The sequence below is a fragment of the Acidovorax sp. JMULE5 genome (genome assembly GCF_013376875.1).
GTDB classification, from domain to species: Bacteria; Pseudomonadota; Gammaproteobacteria; order Burkholderiales; family Burkholderiaceae_C; genus Acidovorax; species Acidovorax facilis.
Genome location: NZ_CP035951.1, coordinates 5,017,138 through 5,041,379, shown reverse-complemented (window position 1 = coordinate 5,041,379; position 24,242 = coordinate 5,017,138). Strand labels below are relative to the sequence as shown.

Sequence of the window (24,242 nt, the reverse complement as noted above, 5' to 3'; positions counted from 1 at the left end):
TGTCCGTAAAGCCCCTCTGCGCACGGTCAGCTTGCAGCCCCCTCCAGCACCTCCACCGCCACCGCGCAGTACTTGAACTCCGGGATCTTTCCAAACGGGTCCAGCGCCGCGTTGGTGAGCAAGTTGGCTGCCGCCTCCACGTACGCAAAAGGCATGAACACCGTGCCGCGCGGCGTGCCGTCGTCGCGCCGCACACGCACCTGCACCATGCCGCGCCGCGAGCGGATGCCCACCAGCGCACCGGGCGCCACGCCAAGCCGCGCCAGTTCGTCGCCATGCAGCGATGCGGTGGCCATGGGCTCGATGGCGTCGAGCACGGTGCTGCGCCGCGTCATGCTGCCGGTGTGCCAGTGCTCCAGCTGGCGGCCGGTGATGAGCACCAGGGGGTAGTCGGCATCGGGCTTTTCGGCCGCCGGGATCACGCTGGCGGGCACCAGTTGCAGGCGGCCCGTGGGCGTGGGGAACTTCTCGGTGAACACGATGGGCTGGCCGGGGTCGTCGGGCGTGAGGCAGGGGTAGGTCACGCTGGAGTCCCGCTCCAGGCGGTCCCAGGTGATGCCCTCAATGCTGGCGTGCATGGCCTGGCGCATTTCGTCGTAGACAGCGGCCACGCCGGACTCTTCGCCTTCGTAGTTCCAATCCAGCCCCATCCGTCGAGCAAGTTGCTGAATGATCCACAGGTCCGGCTGCGCATCGCCCGGCGGGTTCAACGCGCGGCGGCCCATCTGCACCATGCGGTCGGTGTTGCTGGCGGTGCCGGTCTTTTCGGGCCAGGCGCTGGCGGGCAGCACCACGTCGGCCAGCCAGGCGGTTTCGGTCAGGAAGATGTCCTGCACCACCAGGTGCGACAGGCTGGCCAGCGCGTGGCGCGCGTGGTTCAGGTCGGGGTCGCTCATGGCGGGGTTCTCGCCCATGATGTACATGCCGCGCACCTTGTGCGGGTCGCTGTCGTCGGCCAGGGCCTTGTGCATGATCTCGACCACGGTGTAGCCGGGGGTCTCGTCCAGCGGAGTGCCCCAGAACTGTTCAAACCACCCATGCGCCCCGGCATTGTCCACGCGCTGGTAGTTCGGGAACATCATGGGGATCAGGCCCGCGTCGCTCGCGCCCTGCACGTTGTTCTGGCCGCGCAGCGGGTGCAGGCCCGAGCCGGGCTTGCCGATCTGGCCGGTGACGGCGCACAGCGCAATCAGGCAGCGCGCGTTGTCGGTGCCGTGCACGTGCTGGCTCACGCCCATGCCCCAGAGGATCATCGAGGACTTGGCCGTGGCAAACGCGCGCGCCACTTCGCGCAGCGTCTCGGCCGGAATGCCGCACACGGGCGCCATGGCCTCAGGGCTGCAGCCCATCACGTTGGCCTTGAGCGCCTCGAAGTTGTTGGCGCGATCCCGGATGAAGGCCTCATCCACCAAGCCCTCGTCGATCACCGTGTGGATGAGCGCGTTGAGCATGGCCACATCGGTATCGGCCTTGAACTGCAGCGTGCGCCAGGCGTGGCGGCCAATGTCGGTCACGCGCGGGTCTGCCAGCACGATCTTTGCACCCCGCTGGGCGGCGTTCTTCATCCAGGTAGCGGCCACCGGGTGGTTGGCCGTGGGGTTGGATCCGATCACGAAGATCAGCTCCGCATGCTCCACGTCATTCACCGGGTTGCTCACCGCACCCGAGCCCACGCCTTCGAGCAGCGCGGCCACGCTGGACGCATGGCACAGCCGCGTGCAGTGGTCCACGTTGTTGCTGCCGAAGCCGGTGCGCACCAGCTTCTGGAACAAATACGCTTCTTCATTGCTGCCCTTGGCGGAGCCAAAGCCCGCCAGCGCCTTGGGGCCGTGGGTGTCGCGCAGGGCTTTGAGCGCGCCAGCAGCCAGGCCCAGCGCCTCTTCCCAGGTCGCTTCGCGGAAGGTGTCGCGCCAGTCAGCGCCGTAGGGCCGCACCTCCTTGGGTACGCCGGGCTTGCGGATCAGCGGCACCGTGAGGCGGTCGGGGTGGTGGGCGTAGTCGAAACCGAAGCGCCCTTTCACGCACAGGCGGCCGTGGTTGGCCGGGCCGTCGCGGCCCTCGACGCTGATGATCTTTTCATCGCGCACGTTGTAGGTGATGAGGCAGCCCACGCCGCAGAAGGGGCAGACCGAATCGACCTTGCGGTCCACCTTTTGCGAGCCGACGTGGGTCTTGGGGCTGAGCGCGCCCGTGGGGCAGGCCTGCACACATTCGCCGCAGGCCACGCAGGTGCTCTCGGCCATGGGGTCGTCGAGGTCGAAGACGATCTTGCTGTTTGCCCCGCGCAGCGCGTAGCCGATGACGTCGTTGACCTGTTCTTCGCGGCAGGCGCGCACGCAGCGGTTGCACTGGATGCAGGCGTCCAGGTTGACGGCCATCGCGGGGTGGCTGAGGTCGGGCGCGGGTTGGGCGCGGCGCAGGGCCTGGAGCGACGGGCGCACCGCCACGCCCAGGCGGTCCGCCCAGACGCTCAGCTCGCCGTGTTGGCCTATCGTTTCTAGATTTTTTGAGTCAAATTGGCCGCCAGCGCTTGATGGATAAGCACTACCAGCTATTAATTCAGGAGTGTTTGCCTTTTGATCGTTCCACCGGTATCCCACGTCCGGCATGTCGGACAGCAGCATCTCCACCACCATCTGCTGGCTTTTGCGGGCGCGCGGGCTGGCCGCCTGCACCTTCATGCCTTCAGTCGGTGCGCGGCAGCAGCTGGGGGCCAGCGTGCGTTCGCCCGCGATCTCAACCACGCAGGCGCGGCAGTTGCCGTCGGGACGCAGGCCGTCGCTGTAGCACAGGTGCGGAATCTCCACGCCGTGGCGCTGCGCGGCCTTCAGGATGGTTTCGCCGGGATGGGCTGTCACGGGCTGGCCGTCCAGCTCGAAGGCCACGGCGGGCTGCGCCGCAGCAGTAGATGTCAACACGGCGCTCATGGCTTCAACCCTCCGGGCAATTGCTCGGTGAGCGGGCTGTTGCGCGGCTTGGGCAAATCGCCCGGCCAGGGGCCCTCGCCCACCTCATGCGGAAAGTATTTGTGAATGCAGCGGATGGGGTTGGGCGCCGCCTGGCCCAGGCCGCAGATGGACGCATCGGCCATCACCTGCGCCAAGTCGTCCAGCAGGTCGGCGTCCCACTGCCGGGCCTGCATCAGCGCGGCTGCCTTGGCCGTGCCCACGCGGCAGGGCGTGCACTGGCCGCAGCTTTCGTGTTCAAAAAACCGCATCACGTTCAGCGCCGCATCGCGCGCCCGGTCGTGCTGGCTGAGCACGATGACGGCGGCCGAACCGATGAAGCAGCCGTAGGGCTGCAGGGTGTCAAAGTCCAGGGGAATCTGGTTGAGGCTGGCGGGCAGGATGCCGCCCGACGCGCCGCCGGGCAGGTAGGCATAGAGCTGGTGACCATCCAGCATGCCGCCGCAGTATTCGTCGATGAGCTCCTGCACCGTGATGCCCGCGGGCGCGAGCTTGACACCGGGGTGCTTCACGCGCCCGCTCACGCTGAAACTACGCAGCCCCTTGCGCCCGTGGCGACCAAAGCTGGCAAACCACTGCGGGCCACGTTCCACGATGTCGCGCACCCAGTACAGCGTCTCGAAGTTGTGCTCCAGCGTGGGCCGGCCGAACAGGCCGACCTGCGCGATGTAGGGCGGGCGCATGCGGGGTTCGCCGCGTTTGCCTTCGATGCTCTCGATCATGGCCGACTCTTCGCCGCAGATGTAGGCGCCCGCACCGCGCCGCAGCTCGATGTGCGGCAGCGGGCATGGCGGCTCGGCACGCAGGTCGTCCAGTGCGCGCTGCAACAGCGCGCGGCAGCCGTGGTATTCGTCGCGCAGGTAGATATAGATGGCCTCGGTACCCACCACCTGGGCGGCGATGAGCACGCCTTCCAGAAAGCGGTGCGGGTCGCGTTCGAGGTAGGTGCGGTCCTTGAAGGTGCCGGGCTCGCCTTCGTCGATGTTGACGGCCATCAGGCGCGGCGCGGGCTGGTCCCGCACAATGCGCCATTTGCGCCCCGCCGGGAAGCCCGCGCCGCCCAGGCCGCGCAAACCCGAGTCCTCCATGGTAGCGAGCACGGCCTCGGCATCCATCTCGCCGTTGACCAGCGCGGCGGCGGTCTGGTAGCCGCCCTGGGCACGGTAGGTGACAAGGTCGGTGTGCGCGGGGCTGATCCCGTCCGGCTGCGTTGGCACGCTCTTCTCGGACAGCTCAGAAATATCAAAATTGATAGCTACTAGCGCTTGTGGATGAAGCGCTATAGCCCGATTTGGCCTGGATTTCACCACCTCCAGCACGGTATCCACCGTGGCGTGTGGCACGGGGCACTGGTGCACCACCGCCACGGGCGCTTGTTCGCAGCGGCCTACGCAGGGCACGGCCTGCACCTGCACATCGCCCTGCCCGGCCGCGCGCAGCCGCTCGGGCAGCGTGGCCAACAGCTCGCGGGCACCGGCCAGGCTGCAGCTCAGGCTGTCGCACACCCGCAGCACCAGGCGCGGGGCCAGGGCATCCTCGCCGCGCACGATCTCGAAGTGGTGGTAGAAGCTCGCCACCTCGTACACCTCGGCCATGGGCAGATTCAGCTGCTTGGCCAGCGCCACCAGATGCCGGCCGTGCAGCACGCCGAAATGGTCGTTCAGGCGGTGCAGGTATTCGATGAGCAGGTCGCGCCGGAAGCCGTCGGCCGGGCGCGGGCCCAGCAACTGCGCCACATCGGCCATCGCAGCGTCCTCGGGCTGGCGGCCCTTGAGGCGGCTTTTGCGGCGGATGCGCTCGCGCATGTCGTTGACCGACACGGCGGCCACGACGGTTGCGGTGGGGGCTTCGGGGGCGAGGTGCATGGAGCGAAATCGTGGGATGTCTTGTTGTGGTGCTTATGAAGCCGCCTGCATAAGGCGGCTGGGCGGTCGCAGTGTCGGCGAGGCACCCCGGTGCGTCAAATTGCAGATGCACATGGGTCGATCACAAAAACAAATGAGCTGCACACGGTGGCATTGCGCTGCACAGCGTGGGGACAGCTCATCCGCCGCCTTCTCAGCCTTCTCAGCCTGCACTGCCTGGACTGCCCATGGGCAGGTTCGCCAGCAACCGGCTCGCCAGCAGAGCCGCCAGGTCTTGCGCCGAGGGCATGGGCACGGGCGCGGTGGACAGGGCGCCATCGATCGCCAGGCTGGCCAGCCCGTGGGCCAGGCTCCACCCCGCCAGTGCCAGCTCGTCCGCCCCTTCGCCCACATGGGCATGGGCGGCTTTGCGCAGCACCTCAAAAGACCCGTCCGCCGCCGCCCGCAACGCCGGGTGGTCGGCCTTGTGTTGCAGCAGCGGGCTGAACATCAGCCGGAACGCGGCAGGACGCGCGAGCGCAAAGGCCACGTAGGCGGTGCAGTGCCCCACCAGTCTGGCGGCGGTGTCCACACCGGGGTGTGCGGCCTCCATGTCGGCCGCCAGGTCGTGAAAACCGCGCGTGGCCACGGCAGCCAGCAACGCATCCAGATTGGCGAAGTGGTGGTATGGGGCCGCATGCGACACCCCCGCCGCTTTGGCCACCGCGCGGAGGCTGAGCGTGGCCCCGGACGCCAGCAAGCCCTCGGCGGCAGACACCAGTGCGGTGCGCAAGTCGCCATGGTGGTAAGTGGCGCGCGGAGTTTCAGCTGAGTTCATGGCGGCAATCTTGACACAGTCAAGATACACCCCAACAATACCCAATCCTGACACCGTAAAGATAAACCATGGCCCGACGCCTGCTCCAAGCCACTACCGCCGTGATGGCGCTGATCCCAGTTGCCACTGGCGTGCTGACGATGATGGGCATCTACGACCCGATCTACCGCACCAGCGGCCTGCCGCGCGATGCGCTGCTCGACGGCAACCTGCGCTTTTTTGGCGGCGTGTGGCTGGGGCTGGGCCTGGCGATGTGGTCGCTGGTGCCGCGCATCGACCGCGAGGGGCGGATGTTTGCGGTGTTGTGGGGCGCGGTGTTTCTAGGCGGCGTGGGCCGGGCGCTGTCGATGGCCTTTCTGGGCCTGCCACCCGCGCCATTTATCGGTTTCACGGTGCTGGAGCTGGTGGGTGCGCCGGCCTTCATCGCGTGGCAGCGACGCGTGGCTACCAGCACTGGGGCGGCCCGGCCCATTTCGCGTGGGTAGGGCCCGAGAAACCTGCACCTACAGCGGCTCCGCCGCCAGCAATCCGCTGTGCGCTGCGGCGTGCTGCAACCACTCACGATCTTGCGCCAGCGCCAGTGCCGCATCCAGCGCCCGGGTGGGCTGCACCTGCCGGTGCGACATGAATCCAATGGGGGTGGTGAGCACCGGGCTCGTCAACGGCAGGGCCTCCAGTCCATCATGGCCGCGCACGGCGTCCACCAGCGCCCCGGGCAGGACGCTGCACACATGGCCCGCCACCACGCTGAGCGCCAGGGTCAGCACCGAATCCGTTTCCATCGCAGGCATCACCGTGGCGCCGGAAGCGCGGAAGGCGCCATCGACCAGGCTTCGGTTGTGCATCTCGGGGGTAAGCAAGCACAGTGGCAGGCGTGCGGCATCGGCCCAATGCATGGGGTCGCCGATCTGCAAGCCGCGCACGTTGGCGGCAGGGGCTCGGCGCAGCAGAAAGTAGTGCTCCACATACTGCGGCCAAGCACGCAATGGCCCGCCGCGTGCAGGCATGCGCTCGGTGTAGCCCAGCGCCAGGTCCAGCGCAATGCTCTCCAGCCCCGCCTCCAGCGCCTGCGAGCTCATCGACAGCGCCACCGGCACGATGCCCGGGTGCCGTGCCTGCAGCTGCGCCGCAAACCGCGCCAGGATGGGCATGGCGGTGGGCACCGCGCCCAGGCGCAGCGTGCCGCGCGGGTGGGCGGCGTCGCTGCTCAGGTCCTGCTGCAGCACCTGGTGCTCGTGCAGCATGCGCTGGGCGGTGGCCAGCACGCGCTCGCCCTCGGGCGTGAAGCCTTCGAAGCTGCGGCCCCGGCGCACCACCACCACGCCAAACTCCTTTTCCAGCGCGCGCAGCGCGTTGGACAGCGCTGGCTGCGTGATGTGGCAGGCCTGCGCCGCACGACCAAAGTGCCGGTGCTCGTGCAGCGCCACCAGGTAGCGCAGGGACGCGAGCAGGTTCATAGCGCAGCGCGGCAGATCAGGAGGATCAGGTGTTCTTGCTGATCGAGATGGTGGGGAACTTGTTGGAGAAGTCCTTGGCCTGCAGGGCGATCTTCACCGCCACATCGCGCGCGACCTTCTTGTAGATCTTGGCCACGTCCCCGTCCGGGTCGGCCACCACGGTGGGCTTGCCGCTGTCGGCCTGCAGGCGGATGCTCATATCGAGCGGCAACGCGCCCAGGTAGTCCATGTTGTATTCGGCGGCCATCTTCTTGCCGCCATCGGCGCCAAAGATGTGTTCCACATGGCCGCAGTTGCTGCACACGTGCGCGGCCATGTTCTCGACGATGCCGAGGATGGGCACGCCCACCTTCTCGAACATCTTGATGCCCTTCTTGGCATCGAGCAGGGCGATGTCCTGCGGCGTGGTCACGATCACGGCGCCGGTCATGGGCACGCGCTGGCTCAGGGTGAGCTGGATGTCGCCGGTGCCGGGGGGCATGTCGATGATGAGGTAGTCGAGGTCTTTCCAGTTGGTCTGGCGCAGCAGCTGCTCCAGCGCCTGGGTGGCCATGGGGCCGCGCCAGATCATGGCTTCGTCCTGGTCCACCAGGAAACCGATGGACATGACCTGCACGCCGTAGTTTTCCAGCGGCTCCATGGTCTTGCCGTCGTCGCTTTCAGGGCGGCGGTTGATGCCCAGCATCATGGGCTGGCTAGGGCCGTAGATGTCGGCGTCGAGCACGCCCACGCTGGCGCCCTCGGCGGCCAGGGCCAGGGCCAGGTTGGCGGCGGTGGTGCTCTTGCCCACGCCGCCCTTGCCCGAGGCCACGGCGATGATGTTCTTGACCTGGGGCAACAGCTGCACGCCGCGCTGCACGGCATGCGCAATCACCTTGGTGGTGATGTTGACCGACACGTTCTCGACTCCCCCCACGCCCTTGGCAGCGGCCACCAGATTGCGGCGCAGTTCGGGCACCAGGCTCTTGGCAGGGTAGCCCAGCTCCACGTCGAAGGCCACGTCGCCGCCGCTGATCTGCACATTGCGCAGGGCGCGGGTGCTGACGAAATCCTTGCCCGTGTGGGGGTCCAGCACGCTGGAAAGTGCGGCCAAAAGGCCCTGTTCGGTGACTGCCATGCAAATAACTCCTGTGGGGCCGGTAGTCTATCCAAGCGCTGTTCCCCCGGCGCGTGAAGGACAATGCGCACGCTTTGCCCCTGGCTCCACAGCAGCTGGCACCCTGAGAAACCGAACGAAAAGGACCCCCGTGAAATTCAAGATGGCCGAGAAATCCCTGTTTGCCATGCTGCTGCGCTCGCCCTGGTGGATCAGCTTTGTGGTGGTCGGCCTCATCGTTCTGGCGGCAGGTGCGCTGCTGCCCAAGGAGTATTTCGTGGTGGGTGCGCTGGCCGGTTTCCCCATCTTCGTGGTGGGCTGCATCGCCGCGTGGAAGCAGCTGCGCGCCCCCAACCCCGCCCGGGTTGCCGAGATGCTGGAGGCCGTGGCCAGCATGCCCTGGCGCAGCTTTGCCGACACCCTGGCATCGGCCTGGGCACGGGCGGGCTACACCGTAGAGCGCATCACCGGCAACAACGCAGGCGCTGACATGCGACTGACCCAGGGTGGCAAAACCACGCTGGTCAGCGCCAAACGCTGGAAAGCCGCCACCCACGGCGTAGAGCCTCTGCGCGAGCTGCACGCGGCCATGCTGGCCAGCGAGGCCCCCGCAGGTGTCTATGTGGCTGCCCTGGGGCAGGTCAGCGACAACGCCCAGGCGTTTGCCCGGGAGCACGGCATTGTGGTGCTGCAGGGTGACGCGGTGGCACAGCTGCTGCTGCGCCAACCGTAGACTGCGATGTGCCGGGGCCTCCGGCCCACAGAATCACAGCTGTAACGCTGCAGAAAAGCGGCGATCCGCCCCATCCCGGGCCAAAGTTTCAAACTTCTAGTTCTGCGCACAGGGCAGCAAAAGAAGCGGCAGGGTTCAAAGCGCGCGATATCGGCCGCCCCACCACGACGTGCGTTGCACCCGCCTTGATGGCCTCGCTGGCGGTGGTGAAACGGGCATGGTCGCCTTTTGCAAATTCCAGCGGCTGTATGCCAGGCGTGACGATCAGCGCGCCCTGCGGCAGCGCGTTGCGCAGAAGCCTGGCTTCTAGCGGCGACGCGACCACACCGTGGCAGCCTGCTGCGTGTGCAAGACGCGCAAGACGCAGCACCTGTTCTGGCACTGTCGATGCCACGCCCACTTCGCGCAGCGCCTCGTCGTCCATGCTGGTGATCACAGTGAGTGCCAGCACTTTGAGCTCAGGGAAGAGTGCTGCCGACGCCACTGCAGCCTCCAGCACAGAAGATCCTGCCGACGCATGAACCGTCACCATAGAAGCCCCCAGTTGCCCCGCCGCCGCAACTGCGGACGCCACCGAGCTCGGGATTTCAAACAGTTTGAGGTCCAAAAAGACCTGCTTGCCAGCATCCAACAGATCGCGGACGAACGACGGTCCAGCCGCCGTGAGCAATTGCAAACCCACCTTGTAGACAGACGCAGCAGAGCCCAGCTGCCCGACCAGATCTACCGCAGGCGCAGCAGCAGGGAAATCAAGCGAAACGATGATGCTCGGATTCAAGCCATCTCCCCAAAAAAGTGCTTTGAGCATGCCACAGGCCGGGGAGCAGCACGAACCCACCTCTGGCGCAAACAATTGATTTCCCCTGGCAAGCTTGAACGCCCCAGCAACAAGCGATGTGTCGCCTCAACCATGCGGGTTTTCCCACATGAAAGGCTCCCAGCCACCCACCGACACTTGGGACACCACCCACACACATTCATGCCGCCCTTGGTAACTTCTGATATCCCCGCCGACGCCCGACCCGCCACCGGCCTGCTGCTCACCGGCGGCGGTGCCCGCGCCGCCTACCAGGTGGGCGTGCTCGAAGCCATTGCCGACCTGCGCCAGGCCTGTGGCGAGGGGAGCGGGCCAAACCCCTTCCCCATCATCACCGGCACCTCGGCCGGGGCCATCAACGCGGCGGCGCTGGCCTGCGGGGCCGACAACTTTGACCGCGCCGTGCGCCGCATTGCGCGCGTGTGGCGGCAGTTCCATGCCAGCCAGGTGTATGGCGCCGACTCGCTCAGCGTGATGCGCAGCGGCGCGCGCTGGCTCACGCTGGTGTCGCTGGGCTGGGCGCTGGCGCGCTGGCGGCGCATGCGGCCGCGCTCGCTGCTGGACAACACCCCGCTCGAAAAACTGCTGGTCAAGATGGTGCCGCTGGTGCGCCTGCCCCGGCTGATCCGCAAGGGCCACCTCACGGCGCTTGCCGTCACAGCGTCGAGCTACAGCTCGGGCGAGCACGTCACCTTTTTTGAAGCGGCCACGCCCGTCAAGCCCTGGGTGCGCTCCCAGCGCAAGGCGGCCAGCGACCGCATCACGCACGAGCATCTGCTGGCGTCCTCGGCCATTCCGTTCATCTTTCCGGCCAAGGGCATCGAGGTGGATGACCACGTCGAATATTTCGGCGACGGCTCCATGCGCCAGTCGGCGCCTATTGCTCCGGCCATTCACCTGGGCGCCGAGCGCATCCTGGTGATCGGCGCCGGCCGCATGCACGAGCCCAAGGGTGATGCCGCTGCCAACCCCACGGCCACCTACCCCACGCTGGCGCAGATTGCGGGGCATGCGCTGTCCAACATCTTTCTGGATGCGCTGGCCGTGGATGTGGAGCGCGTGCAGCGCATCAACCAGACCCTGTCGCTCATCCCCGAAGAAAAGCGCCTGCACAGCGCGCTGCGCCCCATCGAGCTGCTGGTGATTGCCCCCTCGCAGCGCCTGGATGCCGTGGCCGCGCGCCATGTGGGCGACCTGCCCACGCCCGTGCGCACCATGCTGGGCGCCCTGGGCGTCACGTCTAACATGGCCGATGTGCGCGGCGCGGCGCTGGCCAGTTACTTGCTGTTCGAGTCCGGCTACACCCAGGAGCTCATGGCCCTGGGCCGGGCCGACACCCTGGCCATGCGGGCCGAGGTGTGCAGGTTCTTTGGGTGGACGGATACCGGTGCCGAGGTGCAGACAAGGCACCACGGGGAAGCTGCCTGAAGGACTCTGAACTTGGGCCTCAAGGCTTGGGCATCCACCCCAGGCCGTGCGCGTGCAGGCTCTGCACATACAGCCGGTCCGCCGTCTCGGTGATCGCTGTGGTCTCGGGGTAGGCACCACTCGGGTCCTGCAGGTCGGCCACCACCTTGCCATCGTCGGTGAACGCAATCACATGGCCGTAGGGCTGGGGGATGGGCCAGAGCGCACGCGGCAGGCGCAGGGTCAGGCTGCGCAGCCAGGGCTTGCCCGCCATGTTGTCGATGGCCGCCCCACGCGGCTTGGCAAAGCCCAGCCACACCTTGCCGCCCTGCCCGCGCATCAGGTTGTCGGGGTAGCCGGGCAGGTTGTCGAGCAGCACGCGGGCCTGGGGACTGGGCTGGGCGATGTCGAGGTCATTCGCATCCACCGCAATCTTCCACACCCGGTATTTGCCGGTTTCGTTGACGAACAGGTGTTTTTCGTCCTGGCTCAGCGCCACGCCGTTGGCAAAGCTGATGCCCCGGGCGACCACGCGTGCGGTGCGGGTGGCGGGGTCGTATTCGATCACCCGGCCGGTGCTGGCCTGCTCCAGGATGTCGAGCACGCTCGCTTCAAACGTGCCACCCCAGTCCTTGGGGGCGAAACGGGTGGAGGCGTCGCTCAGGTACATCTTTCCGCTTTGGGCCACCACCACGGCGTCGGCATAGCGGATGGGGTCGCCGCCCACCTTGTCGGCCAGCAGGGTGACCTTGCCATCGGGCGCGATGGACAGCAGCCCCTTCACCGCATCGGCCGCAATCAGGTGGCCCGCCGCATCAAAGTCAAACCCCAGCACCCGCCCGCCGGTATTGGCAAACACCTCCTGGCCCGAGCCATCGGCGTTCATGCGCAAAATGTTGCCGCTGAGCACGGTGGTGTAGAGCTTGCCGTCCTTGCCGAACGCGATGTGCTCGGGGCCCACCTCGCCCTTCAGGTCAATCATCTGCAGCTTGGCCAGGCGCTGGTTGACTGCATGCACACCCTGGTAGCCGGGCGCGGCAGGTGCGCTCCAAGCCACCGGCGCTATGGGCACTGGCCACCACGCCAAGTAGGCTGCCACCGCCACCACGGCGCCACCCACGCCCCACCCCACCCGTTTTGCCCATGTGCTGGCCATGTGTTGTCTCCTGTTGATTGTTGGAATGCGGGGCATTGTGGCGCCATAGGCGGCCTGCACGCACGCCCTGATTGGCACCTGCGCGACCTGGGGAGGCCACCGCAGCGCCCGGAGCGGCCAGGGATACTGACGACCGCCTAAAATCGCGGGTTCCGCCTGAGAAAGCCGCTTTTCATGACGACCTCCGCCCGCAAACTCTTCGTTACCACCGCCCTGCCGTATGCCAACGGCAACTTCCACATCGGCCACATCATGGAATACATCCAGGCCGACATCTGGGTGCGGTTCCAGCGCATGCAGGGCAACGCGGTCAACTTTGTGGGGGCCGACGACACCCACGGCGCGCCCATCATGATTGCCGCCGAAAAAGCGGGCAAAACGCCCCAGCAGTTCGTGGCCGACATCGCTGCGGGCCGCAAGCAGTACCTGGACGGCTTTCACATCAGCTTTGACAACTGGCACAGCACCGATGCGCCCGAAAACCACGAGCTGGCCCGCCAGATCTACCGCGACCTGCGCGACCGTGCCGACGGCAGCCTGATCGAAGTACGCACCATCGAACAGTTCTTCGACCCCGAGAAGAACATGTTCCTGCCCGACCGCTACATCAAGGGCGAATGCCCCAAGTGCCACGCCAAGGACCAGTACGGCGACAACTGCGAGGTATGTGGCTCGGTCTATGCACCCACCGACCTCATCAACCCCTTCTCGGCCCTGTCGGGCGCAAAGCCCGAGCTGAAACACTCCGAGCATTTCTTCTTCAAGCTGTCGGACCCGCGCTGCGTGGAGTTCCTGGAAAACTGGACGCAGGATGGCAAGCTCCAGCCCGAGGTGGCCAACAAGATCAAGGAATGGTTCACCGTCCGCACCAACCCCGACGGCACCACCAGCGAAGGCCTGGGCGACTGGGACATCAGCCGCGACGCGCCCTACTTCGGCATCGAGATCCCCGACGCGCCCGGCAAATACTTCTACGTGTGGCTGGACGCGCCCGTGGGCTACCTGGCATCGCTGAAGAACCTGCTGGAAAAACGTGGCGAAAGCTACGACGCCTACATGGCCGACCCGGCCATGGAGCAGTACCACTTCATCGGCAAGGACATCGTCACCTTCCATACGCTGTTCTGGCCCGCCATGCTGCACTTCAGCGGCCGCAAGACGCCCAACAACGTGTTTGTGCACGGCTTCTTGACCGTGAACAACGGCGAGAAGATGAGCAAGAGCCGGGGCACGGGCCTGGACCCGCTCAAGTACCTGAGCCTGAACATGAACGCCGAGTGGCTGCGCTACTACCTGGCCGCCAAGCTGAGCGCGCGCAACGAAGACATCGACTTCAATGCCGAAGACTTCATGCTGCGGGTGAACAGCGATCTGATCGGCAAGTACGTGAACATTGCCAGCCGCGCGGCGGGCTTCTTGACCAAGCGCTTTGACGGCAAGCTGACCAACCAATTTGGCACCACGGGCGCAGCCCTGCTGGCCGAGGTGCGGGGCGCGGGCGACGCCATCGCGCAGATGTACGAAACGCGGGAATACAGCAAGGCCACGCGCGAGATCATGCTGCTGGCCGACAAGGTCAACGCCTATGTAGACCAGAACAAGCCCTGGGATCTGGCCAAGGACGCTGCCAACAACGAGGCCCTGCACCAGGTGTGTTCGGTGCTCGTCAACGCCTTTGCCACGCTCACCCGCTACCTGGCCCCCGTGCTGCCGGGCCTGGCCCAGGCCGTGCAAGGCTTTGTGGGCGTGAACATGCAGCAGTGGAACATGGCAGGCGACGTGCAAGCCATCCAGCCCTACCAGCACCTGATGCAGCGCGTGACCCCAGAACAGCTTGAAGCACTGTTTGAGGCCCCAGCGCAAGCGGAACAAGCGCCAGCAGCTACTGAAACCGTAGCAGCCAACTCCCATCCTGGTGGCGAAGAACTCGCCCCCACTATCACCATCGACGACTTCACCAAGATCGACCTGCGCATTGCGCTGATCGTGAACTGCGAGCCGGTCGAGGGCTCCACCAAGCTGCTGCGCCTGACGCTGGACGTGGGCGAAGGCCGCACGCGCAACGTGTTCAGTGGCATTGCCAGCGCTTACAAGCCCGAAGACCTGATCGGCAAGCACACCGTGATGGTGGCCAACCTGGCGCCGCGCAAGATGAAGTTTGGCGTGAGCGAAGGCATGGTGCTGGCCGCCAGCCACGGCGACGAAAAAGCCAACCCCGGCATCTACGTGCTCAACCCCTGGCCGGGCGCAACGCCTGGTATGCGGGTGCGGTAAGGCCTGCAACGCTCATAGACAAAGCAATCGTCAAGGATGCTGAGGGGTGCCGAGCCCCATCGCCATTCGCGGATAGAGGAAGGGGCGGCACGTTGACTGCCGCCCTTCATCCAGTTTTCAGTACAGGTACACCGCGCCCGCGTTGGTGCTGCTTTCGTCCGACTGATTGCCCCCAATGCCAGTCGATCCACTGTCCTCGGTCGATGCACCCACGGCCAGCGTAGTGCCGTCACCCGATATCGCCACACGTCCACCAAACCGGTCCCCAGCACCGGTATTGGGTGCCTTCAGGTAGGCCTGTTGCGCCCAGGTGCCTGCGCCGCGGCGGAACACCAGCACAGCGCCAGCATCCGCAGCCGCGGTGTTGGCCTGGTCGCCATTGAATCCGCGCGCATTGCTGTCGTCGCGGTACGACGGCACCACCAGCGTGTTGCCGTCGCTGGACATGGCCAAGTTGTTGCCAAACCGGTGGGGGGTACGGGTGTTGGAGGCTTTCAAGTACGCCTGTGACTGCCAGACGCCACCTGCGCGAATGAACACAAACACCGCGCCAGAGTTGAGTGCAAGGGTGTTGCTGGGTGGCGGCACAACGAAGGTGCCTGTGTAGTTGCTGCTGTCTCCATCCATGCCAACGGCCAGCGTGTTGCCGTCGCCTGACAGGATGACCGAGACTCCGAAGCGGTCCTGCGCCTTGGGATTCGGAGCCTTCAGATAGGCCTGCTGCGACCACGCCCCCGCATTGCGCTGGAACACATAGGCCGCACCGGCATTGGCCAGGGTGTCGTCCGCAGGATCACTCGCCAAGGCGCTGCGCTCAAAGAACGCGCCCACCGCCAAGGTGTCGCCCGTGCCAGACAGGCTGAGGTAGATGCCGAAGAAATCTCCCGCACCGGCGTTGGCGGCCTTGAGGTAACTTTGCTGTGCCCAGCTGGTGCCCGTGCGGGCAAAGACGTAGGCGGCCCCGGACGCAGCATAGGCTGCATTGCCGTGTGTCCCAGTCAGGTCACCATCCTCGTTATAGGCCCCCACCGCCAGGGTGTTGCCGTCGTTCGAGAGGGCTACGAACGAACCGAAAAGATCGTCGGCATCCGCGTTGTTCGCCTTGATGAAGGCCTGCTGCGACCAGGCTGCACCTGTGCGGGCATACACATAGACGGCGCCGGAGTTGCTGGCCAGGTTGTTGGTGGCGGGCATCGTGGCAAACGTGCCCTTCTGGTCGCCGCTCTCGCCATCCGCGCCGATGGCCAGCGTGTTGCCGTCGGCAGACAGCGCCACGGCATTGCCAAAATAATCGTTGGCCTCACCGTTGGGGGCCGCAATGCGCGCCTGCTGCGACCACGTGGCGCCGCTCTTGGTGAAGATGTACACCGCTCCGGTGTTGCCACCCTCTCCATACGCCCCCACGGCCAGGGTGGTGCCGTTGCTGGACAAGGCCACGCGGTTGCCAAACCGGCCTTCGGCGGTGGTAGTCGATCCCTTGAAGTAGCCAATGGCACGCACCATGTCTGCCGCCATGGAGGTCGATGGGGCACTGCACCCGCCCGCGTTGCAGGCTTGCACGGTGTACGTCGCATTCACCCGAAGGTGCAGCAGCACCGGAACTGCGTAGGTCAGCCCGGTGGCCGCGGTCGACCCGATTTGCGCGGGTGCCAGCGGGCCCGCGCCGTCCGGGTCTTCGTACACCGTGTAGCGGGTTGCGCCGGGCGTCGAGGTCCACGAAAAGACCAGTGCCTTCGTCCCATAGGCAATGCCCAGGCCACCCGGCGTGGGGGGAGCCGGTGGAGGGGGGGGAGCAGGAGGCGGAGGCGATGAGACGGTGCTGCAACGCACTCTCACTTGGGTCACGGGCGCCACGACAACCCCGGTGCCAGCCTCCACCGTGCAAACCTGATTCGCAGGCTGTACATGCACCGTCACGGCGTAAGAGCTGCCATGGGTCAGCGGTGAGGCAAACCCGAAAACGCCATTGGTGGCCACCAACAGATCCGCAGCGCCGTTGAGCCGCAACGTCACCACGCCCAGCAGGCCCGTGATCGATCCACCGACGGTGTAGGTATTGGTGGTGCATGTCACCAAGATGTTGGTAACCGGGCCTGCCACCACACCCGAACCGTTTTCCACAACACAGGTCTGCCCGGCGGGCTGGGTACGCACAACAATGTTGTAGGCTTGGCCCTGCAAAACGTTGGTGGCATAGCTGCCGTTCGCCGTAATGGTCAGCTCCGCCTCCGTGCCATTGGCCAGGACGAGCGTGCCCACCAGCCCCGTCACAGTGCCGCCCACAGCATGTTGCGCCACGGGCGGGGGCGGTGGGGGCGCAGCAGGGTCTTCGCCACCGCCGCAGGCCATCAAGACTCCGCTCGCAATCAGAAGAAGCAGCCTTGCCGCCCCGCCAAGCCTCGCCCACAGTGCTTCAGCGCTGGCGGAATAAGTTCGGTACATCAAGGGTTCTCCGGGCATGTGAACGGGGTGGGCACTTCATCCATTCAGGAGGCGCGGGCGAGCCCGGCGCCCCTCGTGCGGGCGCAGGCGGGGTGCCACGAACTTTATGGTGGGTGGGCGTGCAAACACACCCCCACTGAAGCAGGGTTGACGGGTGCAATGGAGTCGCGCAGGGGCGTTCGGCGGGAGCTCAGGCCCCTAAGAGCCTGTTCAAAGTCTTTTTGGAGTCGCACAAGTGCCTTGCCGGGATGGGATGCAAGGCGCGGTGCGCAGTGGATAGCTTGGCTATCCACAAGCGCCGCAACGCCGCAGACCGCCCGGCAAGGCACTTGCCCGAAGGGTTGGAGTTCAATCGGGCGATTGGAAGCCTCGGCTGCTTGCATGGGCACGAGCCCATGCGGCGCACCCGAAGCATCCACTCCTCCCGATTGCACTCCAATGCGATCTCCAAAAAGACTTTGAACAGGCTCTAAGGACTTGGTCACGATCGGAGAAAGGCGGCCGTCGCGCTGGCGGCCCCGTCCCTCAATGCCCCACGTACCGCCCTGGCCGGTGGCTGATCCACAAAAACCCGCTCATCACCAGCACGGCCAGCACCGAATACGCCACACGCTCGACCGGCACCACAAACAGCGCCAGCAGCACCACGGAGCCGTCGATCATCATCTGCACCTTGCCCGCCCGCATGCCATAGCGGCTTTGCAGATACAACGACACCACCGTGGCACCGCCCAGGCTGGAGCGGTGGCGCGCCAGAAACAAACAGCCCGTGCCCAGCAGGAGCCCGCCCAGCAACGAGGCGAATAGCGGGTTCAGGTAGTCCACATGCATCACGTGCGGAAACAGCTCGGTCAGCAGCGACAGCAGGCCCACGCAGACAAAGGTCTTGATGGTGAACTCGTGGCCCATGCGCGTCCAGGCAAACCAGTAGAACGGCAGGTTGACCACAAAAAACAGCTTGCCGAACGAAATGCCCGTGACGTAGTGCAGCAAAAACGCCACGCCCGCGGTGCCGCCCACCAGCAGGCCCGCCTGGTTGAACAGCATGAGCGCCATGGCCACAAACAAGGTGCCCGCGAACAGGGCCTGGGCGTCTTCGAACAGGCCGTGGCGCAGCGATGGCGGGGGGGACATTTCGGGCGTCGGCATGGCAGGAGGGTGAAGGGTGTCGGGCATGGGAGCAGGTGGGGATGCAGTGCACCACAACTAGCAAGCAACGCGCCAGTGCGCAGGGGCTGCTTTCCCTTGCCAGCCTTGGCAGATTGCAAGCATTTTTGCCATCCATCGCTTATACAGCAAGCGCTAAAGCTATCAAATTAAGAGCAAATTCGGTACAACACCGACATGGAGCTGAAGCTACCCAAGTTGCGGAGGCTCTGTTTGTGGCCCTGTTGTGGCGCTATTGCAGCGCCGGTGTAACGCTATCGGGCGGTTGGGATCGCCATCGGTTGCACTTCAAGAAGCGCTCACTACACTGGTTGTCTCCATGCCGTTTTCGCCCGCCTTTCGCCCCCGCCTGATCGACGCCCTGCGCGGCTACACCAAGAGCCGCTGGCTGGCCGACGTGGGTGCGGGGGTCACGGTGGGCATTGTGGCGCTGCCGCTGGCCATGGCGTTTGCGATTGCCAGTGGCCTCAAGCCCGAGGCGGGGCTGTGGACGGCCATCATTGCGGGCTTCCTCATCTCGGCCCTGGGGGGCGCCAACACGCAGATTGGTGGGCCGGCGGGCGCGTTCATCGTGATCGTCTACGGCATTGTGGAACGCTATGGCGTTGCCAATCTGCTCATCTCTACCGCCTGCGCGGGCGTGATTCTGGTGCTGCTGGGGTTGTTTCGCCTGGGCACGCTGGTGCGGTTTGTGCCGGTCAGCATCGTGATCGGCTTTACCAACGGCATTGCGGTCCTGATTGCGCTGTCACAGGTGAAAGACTGGCTGGGCTTGTCGATTGACCGCATGCCGGGCAACTTCTTCTCGCAGGTGAGCACGCTGGCGCAGCACATCGGCACCTTCAACCCCTATGCGTTCGGGCTGGGGCTGGCGTGTGTGGCGCTGCTGTTCCTCTGGCCACGGCTGTTCCTCAAGGGCTCGCCGGTGATCCGGCTCATGGAGGGGCACACGGTGCGCCGGTTTGCGCGCGTGCCCGCACCCGTGGTGGCGCTGGTGGTGCTGAGCCTGCTAGCCTGGGGGCTCAGGTTTCCGGTGGAGACCATCGGCTCGCGCTTTGGAGGCATTCCGCAGGCGCTGCCGGTGTTTGCGCTGCCCGATTTTTCGTGGGAGACGGTGCGGCTGCTGGTCACCCCCACACTCACCATCGCGTTGCTGGGTGCCATCGAGTCGCTGCTGTGCGCCCGCGTGGCCGACCAGCTGGCCACCGACCCGCACCACAAAAAACACGACCCCAACCAGGAGCTGATGGCCCAGGGCGCGGCCAACATGATCGTGCCGTTTTTTGGCGGCATGCCGGCCACGGGCACCATTGCGCGCACGGTGACCAACATCCGCGCGGGCGCCACGTCGCCGGTGGCGGGCATGGTGCATGCACTCACACTGCTGGCGATCGTGCTGGTGGCTGCGCCGCTGGCGCTGCACATTCCGCTGGCGGTGCTGGCGGGCATCTTGCTGTTTGTGGCCTGGAACATGGGCGAGTGGCACGAGTTTGTGCGGCTCAAGCATTTCAGCAACCACTACCGGCTGCTGATGCTGGGCACGTTTTTCCTCACCGTGGTGTTCGACCTCACGGTGGCGGTGGAGGTGGGCCTGTTCATGGCCTGCGCGCTGTTTGTGCGGCGCATGAGCGGGTTGTTTCGCGCGGTACGCGAGCCCGAGCCCACTCCCCCACCGCCGGGCGCTGCGCCGGGCCAGCGCACTGTGGCCCGCTGGCGCCTGCACGGCGCGCTGTTTTTTGGCGCAGCCGCCAAGATCGACCCCATCGTGCAGACGGTGGAAACCGGCCCGCCCGGCATGGATGTGGTGCTGGACGCCTGCGAGCTGGTAGCGCTGGACACGACCGGGCTGGATGCGCTGGAGCAGATCCTCAAAGCCGTGGCAGCGCGCGGTGGGCGCATGTCGGTGGTGAACCTGCACGAGCAGCCACGCTCGCTGATCGAGCGATCGGGCTTTGCCGACCGGCTGGCCGCCCAGGGCGGCGCCAGCGTGGATGTGTAGTTGTCGGCAGGGCGCGGGGCAACCGTTTACTTGCCGCCCTTGAACTCCGGCGCGTCCAGGTCGGCCCCCGTCTGCGTGCGCAGCACCACGAGGTCAGCCCCATGGACCACCGTGAACACCTTGGCCTGGTTGGGCGCCTCCAGATAGCGCCAGTCCACCCACGTCTCTTTCTTCAGCTCGTAGGGCGTGGCCTTGGCGGGTTTGCCCAGCAGGCGGCGCACCTCGTCCATGCGCATGCCAGGCACGACGCGCGCGAAGGTCTCGGGCGTGAGCACCTGGCGCAGCGCGGTCATGCGGCCGTCGGGGCCGATGGTGATCATGTAGTTGACCTGGCCTGCGGGCTGGCGGTTGTATTCGAAGGTGCGGGCACCGCCGGGCTCGTCCCACACGTTCTCGGGGGCGCCAAAGCGGTCGCGCACGTCGGCTTCGGTCGATACACCCTCCTTCAGTTCACTGATGCGTTGCGGGTCGCAGGCAGCGAGCACCAGCAGGGAAAAGGTGGCGGCCGCCAGGGCAGCGGCGCGATATATCAAGCGCATAAATTCGTCCCGGTAAAATCTTGGACCTTTGGTGCGTCACTGTGCCTGATGCGTTCCAAGAAAGAGATTCACAGTCCATGTCTATTTTCCGCCGCCCCGATTACCAATCCGACGCCACCCAGTTCATCAACCAGCTCAAGGCCAGCCGCCCCGAACTGGAAAGCCAGCAGCTGGCAGGCCGTGCCCTGCTGTGGGACAAGAAGGTGGACCGCAGCATCTGGACCGAGTACCGCGAAGGCCAGGTCGAGCAAAAGCCGTACGTCTACCAGACGAACGCAGATTAAGCATCAAAATGACCTCTAGCGCTTATCCAACAAGCGCTATAAGCTCATTTTTTAATAGCATCTCATGACCACAGCGAACGAGGCCCACACGGCCGATTCGCCGGAGCGTTCCGCGCTGGACGCGGCGGGCATGCCCGTGGTGGTCGACCAGGTGGCGCTGGCACGCCTGTACGGCGAGCCGCTGTTTGCGCTGCCGCAAGACCTGTACATCCCGCCCGATGCGCTCGAAGTCTTCCTGGAAGCCTTCGAAGGCCCACTCGATTTGCTGCTGTACCTGATCCGCAAGCAGAACTTCAACATCCTCGACATCCCCATGGTGGGGGTCACCAAGCAGTACCTGGCGTATGTGGACGAGATCCGCAGCCGCAACCTGGAACTGGCGGCCGAGTATTTGCTGATGGCGGCGATGCTCATCGAGATCAAGTCGCGCATGCTGCTGCCGCCCAAGAAGCAGGAAGGCGGCGAAGAGCCCGAAGACCCCCGCGCCGAGCTGGTGCGCCGCCTGCTCGAATACGAGCAAATGAAGATGGCGGCCATGCGCCTGTCGCACATGCCGCAGTACGGCCGCGACTTCCTGAAGGCCCAGGTCTACATCGAACAAAGCCTGCAGCCGCGCTTTCCGGACGTGCACGTGGTGGAGCTGCAGGACGCCTGGCGCGACATCCTCAAACGCGCCAAGCTCGTGCAGCACCACAAGATCACGCGCGAAGAACTCTCGGTGCGCGAATACATGAGCATGGTGCTCAAGACGCTGCAGGGCCGACGTTTTGTGGAGTTTGAAGAACTCTTTGAGCCCGAAAAAGGCAGCACCGTGCTGGTGGTCACCTTCATCGCGCTGCTGGAGCTGGCCAAAGAGACGCTGATCGAGATCACGCAGGCCGAGGCTTTTGCCCCCATTTACGTGCGCTTGGCATATACCCCGGCGTAGCCGCCCCGCCCGCCATTCACCGCCCTGGCCGGTGGCCGTGGCCCTTCATCCATTCACCCGCAAGCCATGGCATCCCACGACTTCGACGTTCTCATCGTAGGCAGCGGCCTCGCAGGCCTCTCGGCCGCGCTGCACCTGGCCCCCACCCACCGCGTGGCCGTGATCACCAAGCGCACGCTGCAGGACGGTTCCAGCGGCTGGGCCCAGGGCGGCATTGCCGCCGTGCTGGCCGATGACGACAGCTTTGCCGCGCACATCGAAGACACGCTGGTGGCAGGCGCAGGCCTGTGCGACCTGGCCACCACACGCTTTGTGGTGGAGAACGCGCCCGCATCGATTGCCTGGCTGCGCGAGCTGGGCGTGCCCTTCACGCTCGAAGGCGACCAGCTGCACCTGACCCGCGAAGGCGGCCACAGCGCGCGCCGCATTGCCCATGTGACCGATGCCACCGGCGCAGCGGTGCAGCGCACACTGATCGACGTGGTGCGCGCCACGCCCGGCATCACGCTGTTCGAGCAGCACACGCTGGTGGACCTGATCACCACACGCAAGCTGGGCTTGCCCGGCAACCGTTGCCTGGGTCTGTACGCGCTCGACAGCGACACCGACGAGGTCGTGACCTTCCGCGCACCGCAAACCATTTTGGCCACGGGCGGCGCGGGCAAGGTGTACCTGTACACCACCAACCCCGACACCGCCACGGGCGACGGCATTGCCGCCGCCTGGCGCGCGGGCTGCCGCGTGGCGAACATGGAGTTCATCCAGTTCCACCCCACTGGCCTGTACCACCCGCACGAAAAGTCCTTCCTCATCAGCGAGGCGGTGCGGGGCGAAGGCGGCAGGCTGCTGCTCCCCCCCTCGGCGGGCGGCACGCGCTTCATGCTGGACCACGACCCGCGTGCCGAACTGGCCCCGCGCGATGTGGTGGCCCGCGCCATCGACTTCGAGATGAAGAAACACGGGCTGGACTGCGTGCACCTGGACATCTCGCACCAGAGCCCCGCGTTTTTGCAAGAACACTTCCCCAACATCCTGGCGCACTGCGCATCGCTCGGTATCGACATCACCAAGGAGCCCATCCCGGTGGTGCCCACGGCCCACTTCACCTGCGGCGGCGTGCTGACCGACCTGGCGGGCCGCACCGACCTGCCCGGCCTGTACGCCGTGGGCGAGGTGGCCTGCACCGGCCTGCACGGCGCCAACCGGCTGGCCAGCAACTCGCTGCTCGAATGCATGGTGTTCGCCCGCGCCGCCGCGCAGGCCATCGCTGCAGCCCCGACCACAGAACTGCCCACCGTGCCAGCGTGGGACGACAGCCGCGTTACGGATGCCGACGAGTCCGTCGTCATATCGCACAACTGGGACGAGTTGCGCCGCTTCATGTGGGACTACGTGGGCATCGTGCGCACGAACAAGCGCCTGGAACGTGCCGCCCACCGCATTGCCATGCTGCAAGGCGAGATCCAGGAGTTTTACGCGCACTTCCATGTCACGCGCGATTTGCTGGAGCTGCGCAACCTGGTGCAGGTGGCCGACCTGATCGTGAAAAGCGCCCAGCTGCGCCGCGAAAGCCGGGGCCTGCATTTCAGCCGCGACTACCCCGAGATGGCCGCGCCTGCGGCCCCCACCCTTCTCGTACCACCGGTGGCCCGATGACCTACAGCGTCAAAGAAATTTTCTACACCCTGCAAGGCGAAGGCGGCCAAGCGGGCACACCCGCGGTGTTCTGCCGCTTTGCGGGCTGCAACCTGTGGACGGGCCGTGAGCAAGACCGCGCACAGGCCATCTGCCAGTTCTGCGATACCGACTTTGTGGGTACCGACGGCACACTGGGCGGCAAGTTCGAGACGGCCACCGCACTGGCGGAGCTGATCGCCGCGCAATGGCCTGCAGGCGCGGGCCACCGCTTGGTGGTGCTGACCGGCGGCGAGCCCCTGCTGCAGGTCGATACGGCGCTCATCGACGCCCTGCACGCCCAGCAGTTCCGCATTGCGGTCGAAAGCAACGGCACCGTGGCCGCGCCCGAGGGCATCGACTGGCTCTGCATCAGCCCCAAGGCGGGAGCCCCCTGGGTGCAGCGCAGCGGGCAGGAGTTGAAGCTTGTCTGGCCCCAGCCCGGCTTTGACCTGTTGGTGCTGGAGCAGGACACGCAGTTCACCCACCGCTTTCTGCAGCCCATGGATGGCCTGCTGCAGCGACAGAACACTGCCGCTTGCATTGACGCCTGCCTGGCCCACCCCGCATGGCGCCTGAGCCTGCAAACCCACAAGCTCACCGGCATCCGTTGAGCGGTTT

19 protein-coding genes are annotated in these 24,242 nt (G+C 65.9%); 9 read left to right on the top strand and 10 right to left on the bottom strand.

Translation table 11 applies throughout. The features are described 5' to 3' along the window. Positions 1–26 precede the first annotated feature (26 nt). The 3 genes from fdhF to EXV95_RS22960 form a co-directional block, all read right to left on the bottom strand. On the bottom strand, positions 27–2,927 hold the full coding sequence (gene fdhF / locus EXV95_RS22970) for a formate dehydrogenase subunit alpha (protein WP_176888643.1): 2,901 nt from the start codon (positions 2,925–2,927) through the stop codon (positions 27–29). Continuing rightward, on the bottom strand, positions 2,924–4,831 hold the full coding sequence (locus EXV95_RS22965; protein WP_176888642.1) for an NADH-ubiquinone oxidoreductase-F iron-sulfur binding region domain-containing protein: 1,908 nt from the start codon (positions 4,829–4,831) through the stop codon (positions 2,924–2,926). The genes fdhF and EXV95_RS22965 overlap by 4 nt, the downstream gene beginning before the upstream one ends. A gap of 202 nt (positions 4,832–5,033) precedes the next feature. After that, entirely contained in the window at positions 5,034–5,648 is a 615-nt protein-coding gene (locus EXV95_RS22960; protein ID WP_255484846.1) for a TetR/AcrR family transcriptional regulator, read from the bottom strand. Between the two features lie 68 nt (positions 5,649–5,716). Here EXV95_RS22960 and EXV95_RS22955 point away from each other — a divergent pair, with 68 nt between their 5' ends. Beyond that, positions 5,717–6,133: a DUF4345 domain-containing protein gene (locus EXV95_RS22955; RefSeq protein ID WP_176888640.1), complete on the top strand. Its 417-nt coding sequence runs from the start codon at positions 5,717–5,719 to the stop codon at positions 6,131–6,133. 18 nt (positions 6,134–6,151) lie between these two features. Here EXV95_RS22955 and EXV95_RS22950 read toward each other — a convergent pair whose 3' ends face one another. Beyond that, a complete protein-coding gene (locus tag EXV95_RS22950) occupies positions 6,152–7,105 on the bottom strand; it encodes a LysR substrate-binding domain-containing protein (RefSeq protein ID WP_176888639.1) in 954 nt (317 codons plus the stop codon). A gap of 25 nt (positions 7,106–7,130) precedes the next feature. After that, positions 7,131–8,222: an iron-sulfur cluster carrier protein ApbC gene (apbC, locus tag EXV95_RS22945; protein ID WP_176888638.1), complete on the bottom strand. Its 1,092-nt coding sequence runs from the start codon at positions 8,220–8,222 to the stop codon at positions 7,131–7,133. Positions 8,223–8,364: 142 nt separating this feature from the next. Between apbC and EXV95_RS22940 the strand changes: the two genes are divergently transcribed. Further along, positions 8,365–8,934, top strand: coding sequence for a restriction endonuclease (locus EXV95_RS22940; RefSeq protein WP_176889155.1), 570 nt, complete (start codon positions 8,365–8,367; stop codon positions 8,932–8,934). A gap of 88 nt (positions 8,935–9,022) precedes the next feature. Here EXV95_RS22940 and pyrF read toward each other — a convergent pair whose 3' ends face one another. Then, a complete protein-coding gene (gene pyrF / locus EXV95_RS22935; protein WP_176888637.1) occupies positions 9,023–9,742 on the bottom strand; it encodes an orotidine-5'-phosphate decarboxylase in 720 nt (239 codons plus the stop codon). Between the two features lie 171 nt (positions 9,743–9,913). Between pyrF and EXV95_RS22930 the strand changes: the two genes are divergently transcribed. Then, positions 9,914–11,179 (top strand): patatin-like phospholipase family protein, encoded by a 1,266-nt coding sequence (locus EXV95_RS22930; protein WP_176888636.1) that lies wholly within the window; start codon positions 9,914–9,916, stop codon positions 11,177–11,179. Between the two features lie 19 nt (positions 11,180–11,198). Here EXV95_RS22930 and EXV95_RS22925 read toward each other — a convergent pair whose 3' ends face one another. Continuing rightward, positions 11,199–12,314, bottom strand: coding sequence for an SMP-30/gluconolactonase/LRE family protein (locus tag EXV95_RS22925; protein WP_176888635.1), 1,116 nt, complete (start codon positions 12,312–12,314; stop codon positions 11,199–11,201). A gap of 174 nt (positions 12,315–12,488) precedes the next feature. On the opposite strand from EXV95_RS22925, the gene metG reads away from it, so the two are divergent. Continuing rightward, on the top strand, positions 12,489–14,588 hold the full coding sequence (metG, locus tag EXV95_RS22920; protein ID WP_176888634.1) for a methionine--tRNA ligase: 2,100 nt from the start codon (positions 12,489–12,491) through the stop codon (positions 14,586–14,588). Positions 14,589–14,705: 117 nt separating this feature from the next. On the opposite strand, the gene EXV95_RS22915 is transcribed toward metG, so the two are convergent. Both EXV95_RS22915 and EXV95_RS22910 read right to left on the bottom strand, forming a co-directional pair. Then, complete coding sequence (locus EXV95_RS22915; protein WP_176888633.1) at positions 14,706–16,886, bottom strand: integrin; 2,181 nt, start codon at positions 16,884–16,886, stop codon at positions 14,706–14,708. Positions 16,887–17,555: 669 nt separating this feature from the next. Further along, complete coding sequence (locus EXV95_RS22910) at positions 17,556–18,206, bottom strand: YitT family protein (protein WP_176888632.1); 651 nt, start codon at positions 18,204–18,206, stop codon at positions 17,556–17,558. Positions 18,207–18,516: 310 nt separating this feature from the next. Here EXV95_RS22910 and EXV95_RS22905 point away from each other — a divergent pair, with 310 nt between their 5' ends. Next, on the top strand, positions 18,517–20,196 hold the full coding sequence (locus EXV95_RS22905; RefSeq protein WP_176888631.1) for a SulP family inorganic anion transporter: 1,680 nt from the start codon (positions 18,517–18,519) through the stop codon (positions 20,194–20,196). Between the two features lie 26 nt (positions 20,197–20,222). Here EXV95_RS22905 and EXV95_RS22900 read toward each other — a convergent pair whose 3' ends face one another. Beyond that, on the bottom strand, positions 20,223–20,735 hold the full coding sequence (locus EXV95_RS22900) for an outer membrane protein assembly factor BamE (protein WP_176888630.1): 513 nt from the start codon (positions 20,733–20,735) through the stop codon (positions 20,223–20,225). 77 nt (positions 20,736–20,812) lie between these two features. On the opposite strand from EXV95_RS22900, the gene EXV95_RS22895 reads away from it, so the two are divergent. The 4 genes from EXV95_RS22895 (at position 20,813) to queE (ending at position 24,235) form a co-directional block, all read left to right on the top strand. Then, a complete protein-coding gene (locus EXV95_RS22895) occupies positions 20,813–21,019 on the top strand; it encodes a DUF3460 family protein (protein ID WP_055402867.1) in 207 nt (68 codons plus the stop codon). 64 nt (positions 21,020–21,083) lie between these two features. Next, positions 21,084–21,947: a ScpA family protein gene (locus tag EXV95_RS22890; RefSeq protein WP_176888629.1), complete on the top strand. Its 864-nt coding sequence runs from the start codon at positions 21,084–21,086 to the stop codon at positions 21,945–21,947. Positions 21,948–22,013: 66 nt separating this feature from the next. Continuing rightward, the gene (gene nadB / locus EXV95_RS22885; RefSeq protein ID WP_176888628.1) at positions 22,014–23,603 is read left to right on the top strand and encodes an L-aspartate oxidase; all 1,590 of its coding nucleotides are present in this window, start codon (positions 22,014–22,016) and stop codon (positions 23,601–23,603) included. Further along, entirely contained in the window at positions 23,600–24,235 is a 636-nt protein-coding gene (gene queE, locus EXV95_RS22880; RefSeq protein ID WP_176888627.1) for a 7-carboxy-7-deazaguanine synthase, read from the top strand. The genes nadB and queE overlap by 4 nt, the downstream gene beginning before the upstream one ends. The last annotated feature ends 7 nt before the right edge of the window (positions 24,236–24,242 follow it).

Excerpts from the sequence above, each read along its gene's own strand:
- fdhF (WP_176888643.1), bottom strand. The coding sequence starts at position 2,927 with ATGAGCGCCGTGTTGACATCTACTGCTGCGGCGCAGCCCGCCGTGGCC.
- EXV95_RS22965 (WP_176888642.1), bottom strand. The coding sequence starts at position 4,831 with ATGCACCTCGCCCCCGAAGCCCCCACCGCAACCGTCGTGGCCGCCGTG.
- EXV95_RS22960 (WP_255484846.1), bottom strand. The coding sequence starts at position 5,648 with ATGAACTCAGCTGAAACTCCGCGCGCCACTTACCACCATGGCGACTTG.
- EXV95_RS22955 (WP_176888640.1), top strand. The coding sequence starts at position 5,717 with ATGGCCCGACGCCTGCTCCAAGCCACTACCGCCGTGATGGCGCTGATC.
- EXV95_RS22950 (WP_176888639.1), bottom strand. The coding sequence starts at position 7,105 with ATGAACCTGCTCGCGTCCCTGCGCTACCTGGTGGCGCTGCACGAGCAC.
- apbC (WP_176888638.1), bottom strand. The coding sequence starts at position 8,222 with ATGGCAGTCACCGAACAGGGCCTTTTGGCCGCACTTTCCAGCGTGCTG.
- EXV95_RS22940 (WP_176889155.1), top strand. The coding sequence starts at position 8,365 with ATGGCCGAGAAATCCCTGTTTGCCATGCTGCTGCGCTCGCCCTGGTGG.
- pyrF (WP_176888637.1), bottom strand. The coding sequence starts at position 9,742 with ATGCTCAAAGCACTTTTTTGGGGAGATGGCTTGAATCCGAGCATCATC.
- EXV95_RS22930 (WP_176888636.1), top strand. The coding sequence starts at position 9,914 with ATGCCGCCCTTGGTAACTTCTGATATCCCCGCCGACGCCCGACCCGCC.
- EXV95_RS22925 (WP_176888635.1), bottom strand. The coding sequence starts at position 12,314 with ATGGCCAGCACATGGGCAAAACGGGTGGGGTGGGGCGTGGGTGGCGCC.
- metG (WP_176888634.1), top strand. The coding sequence starts at position 12,489 with ATGACGACCTCCGCCCGCAAACTCTTCGTTACCACCGCCCTGCCGTAT.
- EXV95_RS22910 (WP_176888632.1), bottom strand. The coding sequence starts at position 18,206 with ATGCCCGACACCCTTCACCCTCCTGCCATGCCGACGCCCGAAATGTCC.
- EXV95_RS22905 (WP_176888631.1), top strand. The coding sequence starts at position 18,517 with ATGCCGTTTTCGCCCGCCTTTCGCCCCCGCCTGATCGACGCCCTGCGC.
- EXV95_RS22900 (WP_176888630.1), bottom strand. The coding sequence starts at position 20,735 with ATGCGCTTGATATATCGCGCCGCTGCCCTGGCGGCCGCCACCTTTTCC.
- EXV95_RS22895 (WP_055402867.1), top strand. The coding sequence starts at position 20,813 with ATGTCTATTTTCCGCCGCCCCGATTACCAATCCGACGCCACCCAGTTC.
- EXV95_RS22890 (WP_176888629.1), top strand. The coding sequence starts at position 21,084 with ATGACCACAGCGAACGAGGCCCACACGGCCGATTCGCCGGAGCGTTCC.
- nadB (WP_176888628.1), top strand. The coding sequence starts at position 22,014 with ATGGCATCCCACGACTTCGACGTTCTCATCGTAGGCAGCGGCCTCGCA.
- queE (WP_176888627.1), top strand. The coding sequence starts at position 23,600 with ATGACCTACAGCGTCAAAGAAATTTTCTACACCCTGCAAGGCGAAGGC.